Origin of the sequence: Kosakonia quasisacchari (assembly GCF_004331415.1) — a bacterium.
Classification (GTDB): domain Bacteria; phylum Pseudomonadota; class Gammaproteobacteria; order Enterobacterales; family Enterobacteriaceae; genus Kosakonia; species Kosakonia quasisacchari.
Genome location: NZ_SJOP01000001.1, coordinates 412421 through 429906, shown reverse-complemented (window position 1 = coordinate 429906; position 17486 = coordinate 412421). Strand labels below are relative to the sequence as shown.

At 53.9% G+C, this 17486-nt stretch carries 15 protein-coding genes; 4 read left to right on the top strand and 11 right to left on the bottom strand.

The genetic code is table 11. The features are described 5' to 3' along the window. Positions 1–48: 48 nt before the first annotated feature. Entirely contained in the window at positions 49–1641 is a 1593-nt protein-coding gene (locus E0L21_RS02135) for an ABC-F family ATPase (RefSeq protein WP_131406387.1), read from the bottom strand. Positions 1642–1849: 208 nt separating this feature from the next. On the opposite strand from E0L21_RS02135, the gene ldtB reads away from it, so the two are divergent. Continuing rightward, complete coding sequence (ldtB, locus tag E0L21_RS02130) at positions 1850–2770, top strand: L,D-transpeptidase (protein WP_131406386.1); 921 nt, start codon at positions 1850–1852, stop codon at positions 2768–2770. Positions 2771–2815: 45 nt separating this feature from the next. On the opposite strand, the gene E0L21_RS02125 is transcribed toward ldtB, so the two are convergent. The 9 genes from E0L21_RS02125 to mntR form a co-directional block, all read right to left on the bottom strand. After that, positions 2816–3532, bottom strand: coding sequence for a GntR family transcriptional regulator (locus tag E0L21_RS02125; protein WP_131406385.1), 717 nt, complete (start codon positions 3530–3532; stop codon positions 2816–2818). 15 nt (positions 3533–3547) lie between these two features. Continuing rightward, positions 3548–4867, bottom strand: coding sequence for a PTS sugar transporter subunit IIC (locus tag E0L21_RS02120; protein WP_131406384.1), 1320 nt, complete (start codon positions 4865–4867; stop codon positions 3548–3550). A gap of 24 nt (positions 4868–4891) precedes the next feature. Next, positions 4892–6268, bottom strand: coding sequence for a glycoside hydrolase family 1 protein (locus E0L21_RS02115; protein ID WP_131406383.1), 1377 nt, complete (start codon positions 6266–6268; stop codon positions 4892–4894). 153 nt (positions 6269–6421) lie between these two features. After that, positions 6422–7468, bottom strand: a complete 1047-nt coding sequence (locus E0L21_RS02110; protein ID WP_131406382.1) for an aldo/keto reductase — start codon at positions 7466–7468, stop codon at positions 6422–6424. A gap of 101 nt (positions 7469–7569) precedes the next feature. Next, positions 7570–9093, bottom strand: a complete 1524-nt coding sequence (locus E0L21_RS02105) for an efflux transporter outer membrane subunit (protein ID WP_131406381.1) — start codon at positions 9091–9093, stop codon at positions 7570–7572. A gap of 1 nt (position 9094) precedes the next feature. Then, positions 9095–10666, bottom strand: a complete 1572-nt coding sequence (locus E0L21_RS02100; protein ID WP_131406380.1) for a DHA2 family efflux MFS transporter permease subunit — start codon at positions 10664–10666, stop codon at positions 9095–9097. Further along, positions 10663–11760 (bottom strand): HlyD family secretion protein, encoded by a 1098-nt coding sequence (locus E0L21_RS02095; protein WP_131406379.1) that lies wholly within the window; start codon positions 11758–11760, stop codon positions 10663–10665. The genes E0L21_RS02100 and E0L21_RS02095 overlap by 4 nt, the downstream gene beginning before the upstream one ends. Positions 11761–11861: 101 nt before the next feature. After that, the gene (locus E0L21_RS02090; protein WP_131406378.1) at positions 11862–12971 is read right to left on the bottom strand and encodes an anion transporter; all 1110 of its coding nucleotides are present in this window, start codon (positions 12969–12971) and stop codon (positions 11862–11864) included. Next, positions 12968–13438, bottom strand: coding sequence for a manganese-binding transcriptional regulator MntR (gene mntR, locus E0L21_RS02085; protein ID WP_131406377.1), 471 nt, complete (start codon positions 13436–13438; stop codon positions 12968–12970). The genes E0L21_RS02090 and mntR overlap by 4 nt, the downstream gene beginning before the upstream one ends. 188 nt (positions 13439–13626) lie before the next feature. Here mntR and mntS point away from each other — a divergent pair, with 188 nt between their 5' ends. Then, positions 13627–13758, top strand: a complete 132-nt coding sequence (mntS, locus tag E0L21_RS02080) for a manganase accumulation protein MntS (protein ID WP_131406376.1) — start codon at positions 13627–13629, stop codon at positions 13756–13758. Between the two features lie 281 nt (positions 13759–14039). After that, positions 14040–15629, top strand: coding sequence for a phosphoethanolamine transferase (locus tag E0L21_RS02075; RefSeq protein ID WP_131406375.1), 1590 nt, complete (start codon positions 14040–14042; stop codon positions 15627–15629). Between the two features lie 69 nt (positions 15630–15698). Here the strand turns inward: E0L21_RS02075 and ompX are convergent, their stop codons facing one another. Beyond that, positions 15699–16211, bottom strand: a complete 513-nt coding sequence (gene ompX / locus E0L21_RS02070) for an outer membrane protein OmpX (RefSeq protein ID WP_131406374.1) — start codon at positions 16209–16211, stop codon at positions 15699–15701. Positions 16212–16574: 363 nt separating this feature from the next. On the opposite strand from ompX, the gene rhtA reads away from it, so the two are divergent. Then, positions 16575–17462, top strand: a complete 888-nt coding sequence (gene rhtA, locus E0L21_RS02065; RefSeq protein ID WP_131406373.1) for a threonine/homoserine exporter RhtA — start codon at positions 16575–16577, stop codon at positions 17460–17462. Positions 17463–17486 lie beyond the last annotated feature (24 nt).

Genomic DNA, 17486 nt, shown 5'->3' with positions numbered 1-17486 from the left:
GACGAAGGTGCAGCCAACGCACCTGTAGCGTGAAAGACGACGGTAAATTTATTCGATACCTTTACTACGCAAATAATCCTCATAATTCCCGGAGAAATCCACCACACGCTGCGGTGTAATCTCAATCACGCGGGTCGCCAGCGAGCTGACAAACTCACGGTCGTGGGAAACGAAGATCAATGTGCCCTGGTACATCTCCAGCGCCATGTTCAGCGATTCGATGGATTCCATATCCAGGTGGTTGGTCGGTTCGTCCATAACGAGGATGTTCGGTTTTTGCATCATCAGCTTGCCGAACAACATGCGGCCTTTTTCGCCACCAGAGAGTACTTTCGCCGGTTTCTTGATATCGTCCTGGCTGAAAAGCAGACGGCCAAGGATGCTGCGCACCGCTTGCTCGTCATCGCTTTCCTGTTTCCACTGGCTCATCCAGTCGAACACAGTGAGATCGTTATCAAAATCTTCGGCGTGATCCTGCGCGTAGTAGCCGATCTGCGCGTTTTCAGACCATTTCAACGTCCCATGATCAGGTTCAAGCTCGCCAACCAGCGTTTTCAGCATGGTGGATTTACCCACACCGTTCGCACCCAGAATGGCGATTTTCTCGCCCACTTCCAGCAGCAGGTTGAAGTTTTTAAACAGCGGGCCTTCATCAAACCCTTTCGTAAGGGTTTCCACTTCCAGCGCGTTACGGAACAGTTTCTTGTCCTGCTCGAAGCGGATAAATGGGTTCTGACGGCTTGAAGCCTTAACTTCTTCCAGCTTGATTTTGTCGATCTGGCGTGCGCGGGAAGTCGCCTGGCGAGATTTGGAGGCGTTTGCGCTAAAGCGGCTGACAAAGGATTGCAGGTCGGCGATCTGCGCTTTTTTCTTGGCGTTATCCGCCAGCAGACGTTCGCGAACCTGAGTTGCCGCCGTCATGTATTCGTCGTAGTTACCTGGGTAAACGCGCAGCTCACCGTAATCGAGATCCGCCATGTGCGTACAGACCATGTTGAGGAAGTGGCGGTCGTGCGAAATGATGATCATGGTGCTGTCGCGTTCGTTCAGCACCTGTTCCAGCCAGCGAATGGTATCAATGTCCAGGTTGTTGGTCGGTTCATCGAGCAGTAGAATGTCCGGGTTGGCAAACAGCGCCTGCGCCAGTAACACACGCAGCTTCCAGCCTGGCGCGATTTCGCTCATCGGGCCGTAGTGTTGCTCAACCGGAATGCCGACGCCGAGCAGCAGTTCGCCCGCGCGAGCTTCCGCCGAATAGCCGTCCATTTCGCCGTACAGCACTTCGAGGTCGGCCACTTTGTAGCCGTCCTCTTCGCTCATCTCCGCGAGGCCATAAATACGGTCGCGTTCCTGTTTCACTTCCCACAGTTCCGCATGGCCCATGATCACCGTGTCGAGCACGCTGAACTCTTCAAAGGCAAACTGATCCTGGCGCAGCTTACCGATGCGCTCATTCGGATCGAGAGAGACGTTACCCAGCGTCGGCTCTAAATCGCCGCCGAGGATTTTCATAAAGGTGGATTTACCACTCCCGTTAGCCCCGATCAGGCCGTAACGGTTGCCGCCGCCAAATTTGACGGAGATATTTTCAAACAGCGGCTTGCTGCCGAATTGCATGGTGACGTTGCTGGTGACTAACACAGAGGTATCCTGAAATATGTGACAAACACCCTATTATGCCACAATTCCGAATTAGATTCCTGCCCGGTGTCAGGCCGCTAAAATGCAAGCAAAGGGAAAAAAGTGTGATTTCGTACACATCTGAATTCCCTGGACGGTGGAATGCACATATAATGCGCTTCCTGCATTCTCAACCCAACGGCCAGTGTGGCAATAAATCTTGCATAAGATGAACATGAAATTAACAACCCTTTTAGCGGCGGCGTTTGCTGTCGTGGGATTTTGCAAAAGCGCGTCTGCTGTTACATATCCGCTGCCCACTGATGGCAGCCGTTTGATCGGCCAGAACCAGGTCGTCACTATTCCGGAAGGCAATAGCCAACCGCTGGAATATTTTGCGGCTGAATACCAAATGGGTCTGTCCAACATGCTGGAAGCAAACCCGGGCATTGATGCCTACCTGCCGAAAGGCGGCACTGTGATGAACGTTCCACAGCAGCTGATCCTGCCGGATACGGTTCACGAAGGGATCGTGATCAACAGTGCAGAGATGCGCCTCTACTACTATCCGAAAGGCACCAACACGGTAATCGTGCTGCCAATCGGTATTGGCCAGTTGGGCAAAGACACCCCGATTGCCTGGACGACCAAAGTAGAACGTAAAAAAGCCGGTCCGACCTGGACGCCGACGGCGAAAATGCACGCGGAATACGTCGCAATGGGTCAACCGCTGCCGCCGGTGGTACCGGCTGGCCCGGATAACCCGATGGGTCTGTACGCGCTCTATATCGGCCGCCTGTACGCGATTCACGGCACTAACGCTAACTTCGGTATCGGCCTGCGCGTCAGCCACGGCTGTGTTCGTCTGCGTAACGACGACATCAAATTCCTGTTCGAAAACGTGCCGGTCGGTACGCGCGTACAGTTTATTGATGAGCCGGTAAAAGCGACCACCGAGCCGGATGGTAGCCGTTACATCGAAGTTCACAACCCGCTGTCGACCACTGAAGCCCAGTTCACCGGTGGTGAGATTGTGCCGATTGCGCTGACCAAAGCGGTGCAGACCGTAACCAACCAATCTGATGTCGATTCCAGTGTGGTCGATCAGGCGTTGCAGAACCGTTCCGGTATGCCGGTTCGTCTGAACTGATTGCGGTTCATCGCATAAAAAAGCGGAGCAATGGCTCCGCTTTTTTTACCCGTGATTCACCACAATAATGCCACCGTGGTCGTAACGGTAATGACAATGGGCATACTCCAGCGGCGTTCCGTCTTCCAGATAAATCACCTGCTCCACTTCCAGCACCGGATCGGTCTCTTCGCAGTTCAAATACTGCTTATCTTCCGCCCAGGGTTTTAACGCACGCACAATGCGATATGAGCCCATAATCTTCAGCGCCAGATCGTCTTGCACATAGCGAAACACCGAGCTTTCCAGATGCCCACGGTTTAGACCCGGCACCAGATTCACCGGCATCAGAGTAAACTCCAGCGACATCGGTTCGCCTTCCAGCATTCGCAGGCGAATAAAGTCATACACCGGGTCATCCGGCCCCACCAACAACGAGGCCTGCTCCTTTTCCGTGGGGAAACGCAGTTCAAAGCGGATGATTTTACTGGTGACTTCACCCACGTTTTCCCAGGTTTTGGTGGCGCCGAAATAGTCGCTACCGGGTAGATCCCAGCGCGACAGTTGCAGGAAATTCTTGCGGATAAACGTGCCCTGCCCCTGGCGGGTATAGACCAGCCCTTCAACAATCAGCTGGCGCATCGCCTGCTGGATGGTCATACGGCTGGTTTCAAACTCCGCCGCCAGCGCAAACTGATCCGGCAATGGCGCACTGGCGGCGTACTGCTGGCTGAGAATGCGCCGCTTAATTTCCCGCGCGATAGTGATGTATTTTGCCGCCATAGCCTTCCTTCATTTTTAGTCTATCCCATTGTTTCTTAAGGCCACTCTCTCGGCAATTTTGAGGAAAGGCAGGTAGAAGAATACACCAAAGATGATGATTATCAACTGAACTACCACTGCCCGCCAGTCGCCTGCTGTGGCCAACCAGGCGCTTAAAATTGGCGGCGTTGTCCACGGGATCATGACCACGCAGCGCGAGATCCACCCCAGCGTAGTACAAAGCCAGGCAAACCAGATACCCAGCGCCGGAAGCAGCACAAACGGGATCATCAACGGCAGGTTAAAAACGATGGGCAGGCCGAAAATCACCGGTTCATTAATATTGAATAAGCCCGGCGAAATGGCGAGCCGCGCCACCTGCTTCGCCGACTGCTGTTTCGCGAAGATAAAGATGGCAATCAGCAGCGAGAGGGTGCTGCCGGTGCCGCCAATCATACCGAAAGTGGGTACAAAAATACTGTTAATGATATGCGGAATGGGCTGCCCATTCGCAAATGCCAGCATGTTCTCGTTAGTGTTGATCAACAGCAGCGGTTCGAGGATCACGCCGTTGACTACCGTCTGGTGAATACCGAGCGTAAACAGAAAGTTACCAAAGCTATAGATAAATAGCGTACCCGGTAAACTGGTATTAATCTGCCGTAACGGCTGCTGAATAAGCGTGGTAATGAGGTGAATTAAGTCCGTGTGCAGCAGATTCGCCAGCAGCGCCGCGACAATAGCGAACAGCGATAACGTGATGATTGCCGGGATCAGCGAGGAGAAGGATTGGCCCACCGCCGAGGGCACATTTTCCCCGAGCGAAATAGAGAATTTCTTCACGCTGGCGACGCGGATAAACAGCTCCGTGGAGAGCAAACCAATAATCACCCCGGCGAAAATCCCCGTCGAGCCAATGTTGGTGAACGCCAGCATCTGCGTCACGCTCACCGTCGCTTTGCCACCAACAGGCACCACATCCAACTGCATCGGCATCATGATGATAAAGCTGGAAAGCGCAATGACCACCGCCGACACCGGGTTGTCAAAGTTCTTATTGCGTGCCAGCGACCAGGCGGTCATCGGCGCAATCAATAGCGCGGCGATATTCAGCGTGCCGTTGATCACCGCCTCGCCCCATACTTTAAAACGCGCCAGCGTCTCCCCTTCCAGCACCCAGGGGAAAATCACGTTATTGATCAAAACTGCCAGCCCGGCGAGGATAAAAATCGGCATCACCGCCGCGAACGCGTCACGCAGCGATCGCAGATGCACCTGGTTTGCCAGCCTGGCGGAGAACTCGACAAATTTATCGACGAATGACTGCATTTTCGGCGTGATGTTGCTGTCAGACATTGCGGCTACCCTCTCAGTCGTTACTTACATGTCGCGGCCGTTGCTGTGAATCAGCTGTTGCAGCCAGCGATAGCTCTTTTTCGGTACGCGTTTTAAGTCTCTCAGGTCATGGTTTTCGCGGTTGACGTACACCACGCCGTAGCGCTTACGCATATCGCCCTGGGAACTGAGAATGTCGATCAAACCCCAACCGAGGTAGCCCAATACCTGTGCGCCGTCCTCAAAGATGGCGTCCTGCATCGCCTGGATATGGTCGCGGTGATAAGCAATGCGGTAATCGTCCTCGATCGGGTTAACGCCGTCCCACTCTTCAATCACGCCGATGCCGTTTTCAATCGGGAACACGGGTAAGCGCCAGTCGTTGTAATACCGGGTGATAATGGCGCGAAAACCGAGCGGATCGATTTGCCAGCCCCATTCGGTGGCCTCAAGATATGGGTTCGCTTTATCCCCCTGTTGCAGGAAATAATTGACCGGCGTTCCGGGCGCAATAGCATCGCTGTCGAGGGTTTTGCTGGCGTAGTAGCTAAACGCCATAAAGTCGTTTTTGACCCGTGCGATTTCCGCCAAATCCTCATCTCGGTAGATATCGCGGAAACCTTCTCTGTCCACCACCGCCAGCACTTCCGGGCTGTAACCCTGCCCGGCATAGACCCGCAACAAGTTCTGATTGAGGAATTCGTCATATTGCGTGGCGCAAAATACATCGCGCGGTTTACAGGTCGCCGGATAAACCAACTGGTGCGCCAGCATGCCGCCCATTAATTTTCCGGGCTGGGTGGTGTGCAGATAGTGGGTCAGCAACACATGCGCCATCATCACATGGTGCTGAATCTGATAGAGCTCACGCAGGGTTTTCTCGCCTTTCAGATAGCCACCGACCTGAAACGCACCAGGCATATGGTAGATATTTTGCTCGTTAAAGGTCAGCCAGTACTTCACCCGACTGCCAAAGCAGTCGATCATCTTTTTGCCGTAGCGCACAAAAGCGTCCTGCACGCGGCGGTCAGCAAAACCGTTGTACTGCTCGGCCAGCGCCAGCGGCATATCAAAGTGATACAAGCAGATCATCGGTTCAATGCCGCGCGCCAGCAAATCGTCGATAAAGCGGTCATAAAATGCGATGCCTTCGTCATTGAACTCGCCATCGCCCTGCGGACAAACACGGCTCCAGGAAATCTGGAAGCGGTAGCAGTTCATGCCCAGATCCTGCATCAGGTCGAAATCTTCTGGATATCGGTGGTAGGAATCCGTGGCGACTTTCCAGTCGGAGGCAAATTCGCTGGCTTCGCGAATATCGTAAACCGACATCCCTTTCCCACCCTCGTTCCAGGCACCTTCGGTCTGCATGCTGGATACAGAGTTACCCCATAAAAAGCCGTTCGGTAACGTTTTGTTCATCTCGCTTCTCCATGACTAGTCATTATTTATATATGACTAGTCATATAGATAATGGCGAAAAAATGGGCAAAGGAAAGGGTGTGTTTTTGTGACGCTATTCGAAAGAAAAGAAAAACGCGACGGGGTGAGCGTCGCGTTTGAGAGGAAGGATAATTACTGTTGTTTTAACTGGTTACGGCGATATTCACCCTGGCGCTCAAACATCCAGCCGGGATATTCGCGCGGTAGTGCGCTCACCGCATCCAGCTGTTGCAGTTCGTCATCACTCAGGCGGATCGCCGTCGCCGCAATGTTATCGTCCAGTTGTTCCGCGCGTTTCGCGCCAATAATCACGCTGCTGACCACCGGCTGATGCAGCAGCCAGGCCAGCGCGATTTGCGCCACGGAAACCCCTTTACTGTCGGCGATGGTGCGCATAACGTCCACGCAATCAAAGGCGCGGTCTTTATTCACCGGCGGGAAATCAAACGCCAGGCGGCGTCCACCGGCTTCCGCCTGACCGTCGCGGCTATATTTACCGCTCAGCAAGCCGCCTGCCAGCGGGCTCCAGACCATCAGCCCCACGCCTTCGCTCTGCATCATCGGCACCAGTTCACGCTCCAGATCGCGACCGGCGATGGTGTAGTAAGCCTGTAGCGAGGCAAAGCGCGCCAGCTCAAGACGCTCCGAAATTCCCAATGCTTTGGCGATTTGCCACGCCGCCCAGTTAGAGACGCCGATATAGCGCACATGGCCGTGCTGCACGAGGTTATCCAGCGCGTAAAGCGTTTCCTCAATGGGTGTGGCCGGATCAAAGCCGTGCAACTGGTAGAGATCAATATGATCCAGTTGCATGCGCTTGAGGCTCTCTTTCACGCTATTCATGATGTGATAACGCGAACTGCCGCGCGAGTTCACCCCGGCGGTGCCGGTTTCGCCAAACACTTTGGTGGCGACGATGACGTTTTCGCGTGGCACTTTCAGGTTTTTCAGCGCCTGGCCGGTGATCTCCTCCGAACGCCCGTCAGAATAGACGTTCGCGGTATCGATAAAGTTAATGCCGGCATCGAGCGCGCTACCGACCAGTTGCTCGGCTTGCGCCTGTTGCAACTGGCCGATTTTGCTCCACATGCTCTCGCTGTCGTCACCGCCAAAGGTCATGGTGCCGAGGCACAGTTCAGAAACAAACAGTCCGGTATTGCCCAGTTTTTTGTAGCGCATGATGGCGTCTCCTCATCTGTTTAGTTAACCCAGACAGTTATACGCAATCCTCTGCGGCGGCGAATGTGAGGATCCTGCCTGTTTCTTGCCCAATTCTCTGATTATCCGCGCGGTGCATCACCAAACACTTTATAATCAGGTAGTTGCATATTCTGATACGACTCCCAGCCGCCGCCGAGCGCTTTATACAACGCCACCAGATCGAGGCTGCTTTGCACCCGCGCTTGCTCACGCTGCTGGCTGGCCTGCGCCAGCTGGCGCTGCGCATCCAGCACATCGATAAAGCTGGCGATCCCCTGACGGTAGCTGTCGGTGGCAAGCGAGAAGGCGTTTTGCAGCGCACTGAGCGTTTTATCCAGCCCCGCTTCCCGCTGCTGATCGGCGCGGTAACTGACCAGCGCATTTTCCACATCGCCCAGTGCGCTGAGCACCGTCTGGCGGTAGTTCAGCACCGCTGCGCCCTGCTCTGCTCGCGCCAGCTTGACGCTGGATACCAGCCGCCCGCCCTGGAAAATGGGAATCGAAATCTGCGGGCCGACGCTATAAAAATGGCTGCTCCAGTCGGTAAGCCAGTTGGTTTCGCTGTTGCGCAGACCGAACTGGCCACTCAGCGACAAGCTGGGGAATAGCTGCGCGACTGAAACGCCAATCTGTGCCGTCGCCGCATGCAGGCTGGCTTCCGCTTCGCGAACGTCCGGGCGACGACGCGCCAGCGTCGACGGAATTCCGGTGGGTACAATGTCCGGCAGCGCGGGTAACGGCTGCGCATTACGCAATTCGCTGTCCAGCGCACCGGGCGGTTTACCGAGCAGGATAGCTAACGCGTTCATCGCCTGTCGCTCCTGCGCTTCATATTGCGGGAGTTGCGCTTCAAGATTGCCAACCTGCGCGCGGGCATTTTCCACATCCAACTGCGGAGAAAGGCCGCCCTTTTGCCGGTTTTCAGTGAGTGAAAATGTCTGCTGCGCGCTATCGATTTGCGTTTTCAGCGTACTGATGATGTTCTGCGCACCGCGCAGTTGCAGCCACGCACGCGCGACTTCAGCCTCCAGCGACACCAGGGCGTCGTTACGTTGTTCAATTGCTTGCTGTTGCTGTGCCGATGCCGCTTCAACCTGGCGTCGTACTTTGCCCCACAGATCCAACTCCCACTGCGCGTCAAAACTGCCCTGATAGAGATTCACCGGTTGGGTAAGCGCACCGAGCGCCCCGCTGATTGCCGGGTCGGCGTTCTGCAACTGACCTTCCACGTTATGGGATTTCAGTTCGCCTTCAATGCCTAACTGCTGGCGAGTCGCTTTCAGCGAACCGTTAACCGCTGGCAGAAACGCGCCGCCCGCCTGATTAATCTGTTCGCGCGCGCCACCAATGCGCAACACGGTTTGCTGGAGCGAGAGATTATCTTTAATCGCCCGCTCAATCAGGCTGTTCAACTGCGGTGACTGGAAGGTTGTCCACCAGCGCGGATTCACCGCCTGCGAAGAGGTCTGCGATTTAACCGCTTTGTCACCCGGATCGTTCCAGCGCGCAGGCGTTTGCGGTTTGGGCGCCTGGTAATCCGGCCCAACAGCACAGCCTGCAAGCCACAGCGACAACAGGGTTACGGGAAAACGACACCACGTCATATTAATGTGCTCCTGCGCTGCCTTCGCTTTTGATCGGCGAAAGCAATAAACAAAAGGGGATCAACAACATCGCCACCAGGCTGAGCACGGTGAAAACGTCGATATAGGCCAGAAAACGCGACTGGGCGATCATCGCTTTGTACATCTGCCCGGTGGCGCTGGTCAGCGGATCGCCGACCAGGCTGGTGAAGTTACGGATCGCCTCGGCGGATTCACGCAGCGCCAGCTGGAATGGTTCATTAAAGGGAGACGTATGGTCTGATAAGTGCGACATATGCGCCTGCGAACGCTCAGTGATCGCCGCCGTTGACAGCGAAATACCAACCGATCCCGCCACGTTACGGAACATGGTAAACAGCGCCGCCGCATCGGCATTTAGCTGGCGCGGGATCGAGATAAAGGCGATGGTTGTCAACGGAACGAACAGGAAACCCAGCCCAATCGACTGCGCACTGCGAAACAGCATCAGCGTTTCGAAATCGATATCCGGCGCCAGGGTGCGCGACCACCAGAATGAGGCCGCCAGGCAGAAAAAGCCGAAGGCGATTATCCAACGCGTTTGCACTATTGGCATCAATTTCAACACCAACGGAATGGTCAGCACAATCAACACCGCGCCAGGCGAGAGCACCAGCCCGGACCAGGTGGCGGTGTAGCCCAGATCCTGCTGCGCCAGTTGCGGGATCACCACCGAGCTGCCATAGAGGATCATTGCCATGCCCGCCATCAGCAGGCTTGAAACCGTAAAGTTTTTATCCGCCATGCAGCGCAAGTCGACCACCGGTTTTTTGGCGTACAACAACCAGTAAATGGCACCGACAATACCTATCGCAGTGAGAACGGCGAAAATGCGCGTGAAATCGGAGTTGAACCAGTCTTCATCTTCACCGCGATCGAGCATCACTTGCAGGCAACCCAGCCCCAGCGCAATCAGGCCGATACCCGGCCAGTCGATGGACAATTTCTGCTTTGATTTGCGCTCCCAGGGCGGATCTTCCAGCAGTTGGTAAATTGCAAGAACCGTGACAATACCCACCGGAATGTTGATAAAAAAGACCCAGCGCCAGGAGTAATTATCGGTTATCCAGCCGCCCAGCGTCGGCCCCAGCACCGGGGCGACAATAATGGCGATAGAGGACAGACCAAACGCTTTGCCGCGATCTTCCGGCTTGAAATAATCCAGCAGCACCGACTGCTGCGTGGGTTGCAGGCCTCCACCAAAAAAGCCCTGCAAAATACGAAACAGAATGATCTGCCAAAGCTCGGTGGCGATGCCGCACAGAAACGAACAGACGGTAAACATCACAATGCAGATCAGGAAAAACTGTTTGCGCCCAAAGGTGCGGCTGAGAAAGGCAGAGATCGGCAAGACAATACCGTTCGCCACCAGGTAGCTGGTCAGCACCCATGTCGATTCGTCATAACTGGCGGAGAGCGATCCGGCGACGTGCGGCAGCGCCACGTTAACAATCGTGGTATCGAGGATCTCCATAAACACCGCAAGGGTGACGACCCACGCCACCGCCCACGGGTTACTGGCGGGTTTCCAGTTCTCGTGGCTGTGATCCGTCATTCCAGCGTTACCTTCGGTTCAACGGAAAGGCCTAACGGCAACGGTTTATTGGGATCCAGGCCTTTATCAATGACGATTTTCACCGGCACGCGCTGGACGATTTTGACAAAGTTGCCGGTGGCATTTTCTGAAGGAAACGCGGCGAACTTCGACCCGCTGCCCTGCTGGATGCTGTCGATATGCCCTTCCAGCTCCAGATCCGGCCACGCATCCACTTTGACGCTGACTTTATTCCCCGGACGCATGCGTTCCAGCTGTGACTCTTTAAAGTTCGCCACCACCCACACGTCCGGTGAAACCAGCGAAAACAATGCGCTGCCCGCCTGCACTAACGTACCGTTTTGCACGTTGCGTTTGGTGATAAAGCCATCGAACGGGGCGCGAACTTCCGTCCAGGATAAATTCAGATTGGCGGTTTCCAGCTGCGCTTTTGCCTGCGCCACTTGCTGTTGGCGCGCTTCGACATTGGTTTCCTGCTGGCGGATTTGCAGTTGCACCTGGTCGGCAACTTCCAGTTGTGCCTGCGCGCTGGCAAGCTGTGCCTGAGCACTACGCAACTGGGCATTGGCGCTATCGATATTCTGTTGTGTGGTGGCGCGAGGATCGACACCGCGCTGACGTCGATAAGCGGCTTCTGCATTCGCCAGGTCGGCTTTTGCTTTCAGCACCTGCGCGCGTGCTTCGTCACGCTGTGCCGGATACTGCACTTTAGATAAGTCCAATTGCGCCTGCGCCTGGTGTAGCTGCGCGGTCGCCAGCCCCAGTTGCGCTTGTGCTTGATCGCGCTGCGCAGTGGCATCGCGCGGGTCAATGGTGACCAGTAAATCCCCTTTCTTGACGCGCTGGTTGTCTTTAACCCGCAGCTCGGTGACATAACCTGCCACCTTCGGCGCAATCGTCACCGCGTCGCCATCGGTAAAGGCGTCGTCTGTGGTTTCTTCATTACGGGTTAACAGCCACCACACCAGCGCAACAATCACCATCACGCCAACAACAATGGCGAGGATAATCAGTGGCTTCTTTCCGGGGCGTTTACGTGTGTTTTGATTGTTATCTTCCTGAACATCGTCAGGATGCGTTGTGTTTTCTGCCATAGTTTCGCAACAGTCCTGTCAGGTAACGGTGCCAGGTTTGCACCGTTACCTAAAGTTAGGCGGTTGCTATACATTTGCCAGGATAAACTGACAAATCAGCACTATCTGAATAAGAGTAATCCGTATCCAACTAGCGCCGCCCACAGCAGCATCGGCAGGGAATAGAGATGAAAGCGCCACCAGATGCGGCGATCGTTTGCCATACGCAGCGCGATAAGATTAGCCAGCGAACCGGGCAGCAAACCAAAGCCGCCAACGTTCACCGCCCAGGCCAGCAGCGTATCCGGCGGAACATAATTGAGCAGCAAAATGGTGGCAGGCACGTTACTGATAAACTGCGACAGGCCAATGGCCGTCAACCACAAACCAGAAGGTGACAACTGGCTGGCGCTGGCCAACACCGAGTGCAGCGCCGGGAGCTGGATAAGCAGGTGCACATCAATAAACATGGCGATAAAGACCAGCAGTAGCGTCCAGTCCACGCTCAGCACTACCCGGCGAGCCAGAAGCAAGAACCCGACGGCGACTATTGCCAACCCCCACAGTTCCTGTTTCAGCTCCAGCGCGGTAATAAAGATTAAGTAGAAACCGAGGCAACTCCATACCAACCGGGGTTGCCAGTCCGGCGTTTGTACGCCGCTGTGGTAGTTAAGCGCTTTTTTCGGAAAACAGAACCAGCACAACACCAACAGCGTGACCATCATTGCCAGCGCCAGCGGTGCCATCTGCCAGATGAACGCAGGAAAAGAGAGGCCAGAGCGGCCCCAAATAAGAATATTTTGTGGGTTTCCGATAGGCGTTAATAACGATCCGGCATTTACTGCCAGCGCTTCAAAAATGATCAGCCGGTTAACCGGAATTTCGCACAGTTTCTTTAGCGTAATGGTCAGCGGCACGACAATAAACAGCGCCACGTCATTGGTGAGAAATGTGGAAAGGAGTGCCGCCGCCAGCACCATAAACATCGCCAGCCTGCGTTGATGATGAAAACGGCGCACCATACGCCGCCCAATAACATCAAAATAGCCGCTCAGCTCGACGCCTTTGGTCAACAGCATCAGGCCGCTAAGGGTGATAATGGTGTGCCAGTCAATCGCAGCCGGCCAGGTTTTGGGCGCAAACGGGGCAAAAAAGCACAGCGCAACGCCGATAATCAGTAACAGATGCAGGAAGCGATCGCGCGCCAGGGCGCGAATGAGGGGCATAGTCATTCAGGTGATTGCTCGTGTTGCAGAGTGAAGCGGCGGAAACAATCGAGCGTTTCCTGGCTAACGTGGTGTTCCATGCCTTCGGCGTCGCGGCGCGCAATGTCCGGGCTCACGCCAAGCACCAGCAAGAAGCTTTCGACGATTTGATGCCGCTCACGGCTCTCCTGCGCCAGCTTCTCCCCTTCCGGGGTCAGAAAAACGCCGCGCCAGGGAATCTGTTCAATTAAACCCACCGTTGCCAGTCTTTTTAACATTTTGGCAACTGTCGGTTGTGAAACGCCAAGGCGGGCGGCCATATCCACCTGGCGGGCTTCGCCCACTTCGCGGATCAAATCTGAAATCAGTTCAACATAGTCATCAATGAGTTCGCGACGATGCGCTTCACGCACCTGACGAAAGCCTTCAACGTGCTCTTCAACATTTACCAGCGTCACTTTTTTTATTGTTTGCTTACCTGCGCGACGGTTCATTGTGCTTCCTCTGAGGGTGTGACACCTGTGCAGCATCATATAAGAGAAGCGCCATTGTAAACCATCCGTGAATCAGTACAAAAAATTAACGTCTTAGCCATAGCTATAGAACATAGCCTGTGCTATATCTGTATGTAATGTGTTCGCTCTTCATGGAACGAAGGGCATGTAAATGGCAGGAGGTAACGATGAATGAGTTCAAGAGGTGTATGCACGTGTTTAGTCACTCTCCCTTTAAAGTGCGTTTAATGCTGTTGAGTATGTTGTCCGAAATGATCACCGGCAAACCTCAGCAGGACTCCGACAAATCTTCTCACTAATGCGGCGTCGCGGTACGCCGCTTCATTTTTCTGTCACAATCCCCCGTCATACTGACCTATTCGCCTAAAAATCAGCGTATTTTTGCTGGATTTGCAATCACTCTCTCAAAACAACCGCTTAGCTCCTGTTGACCTTCGTCGCGCCTCGCTCTATCTTTGCGCTGCCCTGCACAAATTGCGGCTCGCAGATGCGGACCCCCTCCCCTCTTCACACGCACTGTCCGGCAGGTTTTGACCCTTAACGCCAGGGTGAGCACATGGCGTTTTCATGACAGTAATCTATGAGCCTAATCCTTAAAGAATCCGTGGCCCTTCGCAGCCAGACGCTCAACCCGTGGACGGGTTTTTATTTTTTACAATCGATGTTGATTAACTTCGCTCTGGGTTATGAATTTAGCGTGATGTATGCGGTTCTTTTAACCTGCGCCCTACTGGTTCTCTGGCGACATGCACCTCGTACGCAAAAAACCGTTATCGGGGTTATCTCGTTGGTTGCCGCATGCTATTTCCCCTTTGGCCGCGCATATGGCGCACCGAATTTCAACACGTTGCTGGCGCTGCTGTCGACAAACATGGAAGAGTCGACGGAAATTCTGACTATCTTCCCGTGGTATCACTACGCTGTCGGCGTATTCATTTTTGCGCTGGGCGTTATTTCGCTGCGCCGCCGGGTAATTGTGCGTTCCACGCCGTGGCTGAAATGGGACACGCTGGGCACGATTGTGTGCATCGCTTCTTATTTTATTGGCCCGGTGCAAAACCATTTCAAAGGGTACGAATTCAGGATTATTGATACTGGCGTTCCGGTGCTTCGTTTCGTGCGTGATGTAGCGTTTAACTACTATGTGGTCAAAGAAGAACAGAAAAATATGGCCGCGCTTGCCAGCGTGAAAGACACCTGGAATGTGCTGGCGGTCAAACCGAAATACCATACTTACGTGGTGGTGATTGGCGAAAGTGCGCGTCGCGATGCGCTGGGCGCCTTTGGCGGACACTGGAATAACACACCGTTTGCCAGCCAGGTAAACGGCACGCTATTTACGGATTACATTTCCGCGAGCGGTTCAACACAAAAATCCCTTGGGCTGACTTTAAACCGCGTGGAGAAAGATAAACCACAGTATCAGGATAACTTTGTCACGCTGGCTAACCGCGCCGGTTTTCAGACATGGTGGTTTTCTAATCAGGGGCAGATAGGCGAATACGACACCGCCATCGCCAGTATCGCTAAGCGTGCCGATGAAGTGCAGTTTTTGAAACGCGGTGACTTCGAGGCGGATAAAAACACCCGTGACGAGGATCTGTTAAAACTCACCAACCAGGTCCTGAGCACTAAACGCACCCAGCCGCAGCTGATTGTGCTGCATTTGATGGGCTCGCACCCGCAGGCCTGCGATCGCACCGGCGGCAAGTACGACGAGTTTGTGCAGTCAAAAGAGACCTCCTGCTACCTCTATTCCATCAAGCAGACCGATGATTTCCTCGGGAAAATGTATTCGCAACTGGTCAATACCGGCGAAAGCTTCTCAATGGTTTACTTCTCGGATCACGGACTGGCGATTAAAGAACGCGGCAAAGAGGTGCAGTACCTGGCGCATGCCGATACTTTTCAACAGGACTTCCAGGTGCCGTTTATGGTGCTTTCCAGCGACGATACCAAACATCGGGTAATTAAAGCTCGCCGTTCAGCGAACGACTTTTTAAGCTTCTTTTCGCAGTGGACCGGGATTAGCGCAGAGCAGATTAAAAATCCTTACCGTTTTATATCAGAGCAAAAAGCCGGGCCAGCGTACATTACCAACTTTAAGTTACAGAAAGTTGACTATAACCATCTCGGTACGGATCTCTTCGATACGCGCAGTAAGCGGTAATTTCTGAAGCAGATTGCAGGCAAAAAAAAATCCGCCCAGTGGGCGGATTTTTTATTATCGCCGAAGCGATTAGAAGCGGTAACCAACGCCGGCAATCCAGGTGCCAACATCTACGCTACGGATACGGCTCTGCTCGTAGGAGAAGTCCAGAGCAACGTTTTCCATCGGGTTGAACTGCAGACCAGCACCGTAAGAGAAACCGTAGTCGCTGGTGTCAGACACTTTAGCGGTGTCTACAGTCTGCTGGAATTTACCGTAACCAACACCCACAACACCGTAGATGCTCGCCCAGTCGTTGATGCGGTAAGCCGGGCCGGCGGTGATGCCGTAGTACTGCGCTTTGTTATAAACGCTGTCTTCGGTACGATCTTTTTCAGTGTAAGTAAAGGAACCGATAACACCCAGCGGGTTGTTGTCCTGCTCGTAGCGGTATTTCAGGTTGAAACCGTTAGTTTTGTTGGCGATACCCTGAGCGTCGCTCTGAGCGTAGCCGCCAGTTACGGTTGAAGTTGCTGCTACTGCGGAACCTGCAGAAACCGCCAGAAGTGCGGCCAGTGCTGAAAGACATGCAATTTTTTTCATAATCCACCTCAAATGTGCTTCAAGTAAATCCTACGTCCTACGTATTTAAATATATCAAAATTAATTAAGAAACTCTTTGCGGGAATTGGGGTCTAATGCGCCATTTGATGTAACAGAAAGTTTCCGCTACTGACCAACCCTTTCAAAAAACAGAAATTTTCCCACACAACGCACCATTATGCTGCGCAATTTATGGCACATTCATCCAGATAATTCTTAATTGGATAGGTTAATTAACCATCAGCGTGGCGCTATTCTACGGATTTTTCAGTTACTTTTTTTCAACAAACGCTCAACCAGCCGGGGGGAATTCAAGTAGACTGCCTCTTTTACTTTATTTGACAGAAATTGACGGGAGAAAGGATGCCTGCGCAGTCTCGTAAATTGCCGGTGTGGTTGCCGGTATTAATATTGCTCGTCGCGATGATGTCCATTCAGGGAGGCGCGTCGCTGGCGAAATCACTGTTTCCGATTGTTGGCGCACCCGGCGTCACCGCGTTGCGTCTCGCACTTGGCACCCTTATTTTGGTCGTGGTATTCAAGCCCTGGCGCTTGCGTTTTACCCACGAACAACGCCTGCCGCTGCTGTTTTACGGCCTGTCGCTCGGCGCAATGAACTATATGTTCTATTTATCGATCCAGACGATACCGCTCGGCATCGCCGTGGCGCTGGAGTTTACCGGCCCGCTTGCAGTGGCGCTTTTCGCGTCACGCCGCCCGGTGGATTTCATCTGGGTGATCCTCGCGGTACTTGGCCTGTGGTATCTGCTACCGCTGGGCGAAAATGTCTCACATGTTGACCTCACGGGCGCAGCATTTGCCCTTGGTGCCGGTGCTTGTTGGGCAATCTATATCCTTTCCGGGCAGCGCGCCGGGGAGGAGCACGGCCCGGCGACAGTGGCGCTGGGTTCACTCATTGCGGCGCTGGTTTTTGTGCCGCTTGGCGCATTCCAGGCGGGTGAAGTGTTGTGGCACTGGTCTGTTCTGCCGCTGGGGATCGCCGTGGCGATTTTGTCTACCGCTCTGCCCTATTCGCTCGAAATGATTGCTCTGACACGTTTACCTACTCGCACATTCGGCACATTGATGAGTATGGAGCCAGCGATGGCGGCAATTTCCGGCATGATTTTCCTCGGGGAAACACTCACATTCCAGCAAGCGCTGGCGCTGGCGGCGATTATTATCGCATCAATGGGCTCGACTCTCACGCTGCGTCGAGAAGCAACAGTCAAAGAAATTGATATTGGCTAAATAAGTATTATTTGGCATGAGATC

What these genes read in the sequence shown, in the direction of transcription:
- E0L21_RS02110 (WP_131406382.1), bottom strand. Translation starts at nt 7,468, where the DNA reads ATGCGCTACAAAAAACTGGGCAATACCGGACTGTTTGTTTCTGAACTG.
- ompX (WP_131406374.1), bottom strand. Translation starts at nt 16,211, where the DNA reads ATGAAAAAAATTGCATGTCTTTCAGCACTGGCCGCACTTCTGGCGGTT.
- E0L21_RS02120 (WP_131406384.1), bottom strand. Translation starts at nt 4,867, where the DNA reads ATGTCTGACAGCAACATCACGCCGAAAATGCAGTCATTCGTCGATAAA.
- E0L21_RS02105 (WP_131406381.1), bottom strand. Translation starts at nt 9,093, where the DNA reads ATGACGTGGTGTCGTTTTCCCGTAACCCTGTTGTCGCTGTGGCTTGCA.
- E0L21_RS02100 (WP_131406380.1), bottom strand. Translation starts at nt 10,666, where the DNA reads ATGACGGATCACAGCCACGAGAACTGGAAACCCGCCAGTAACCCGTGG.
- ldtB (WP_131406386.1), top strand. Translation starts at nt 1,850, where the DNA reads ATGAACATGAAATTAACAACCCTTTTAGCGGCGGCGTTTGCTGTCGTG.
- E0L21_RS02095 (WP_131406379.1), bottom strand. Translation starts at nt 11,760, where the DNA reads ATGGCAGAAAACACAACGCATCCTGACGATGTTCAGGAAGATAACAAT.
- mntR (WP_131406377.1), bottom strand. Translation starts at nt 13,438, where the DNA reads ATGAACCGTCGCGCAGGTAAGCAAACAATAAAAAAAGTGACGCTGGTA.
- E0L21_RS02125 (WP_131406385.1), bottom strand. Translation starts at nt 3,532, where the DNA reads ATGGCGGCAAAATACATCACTATCGCGCGGGAAATTAAGCGGCGCATT.
- E0L21_RS02075 (WP_131406375.1), top strand. Translation starts at nt 14,040, where the DNA reads ATGAGCCTAATCCTTAAAGAATCCGTGGCCCTTCGCAGCCAGACGCTC.
- E0L21_RS02115 (WP_131406383.1), bottom strand. Translation starts at nt 6,268, where the DNA reads ATGAACAAAACGTTACCGAACGGCTTTTTATGGGGTAACTCTGTATCC.
- mntS (WP_131406376.1), top strand. Translation starts at nt 13,627, where the DNA reads ATGAATGAGTTCAAGAGGTGTATGCACGTGTTTAGTCACTCTCCCTTT.
- E0L21_RS02090 (WP_131406378.1), bottom strand. Translation starts at nt 12,971, where the DNA reads ATGACTATGCCCCTCATTCGCGCCCTGGCGCGCGATCGCTTCCTGCAT.
- rhtA (WP_131406373.1), top strand. Translation starts at nt 16,575, where the DNA reads ATGCCTGCGCAGTCTCGTAAATTGCCGGTGTGGTTGCCGGTATTAATA.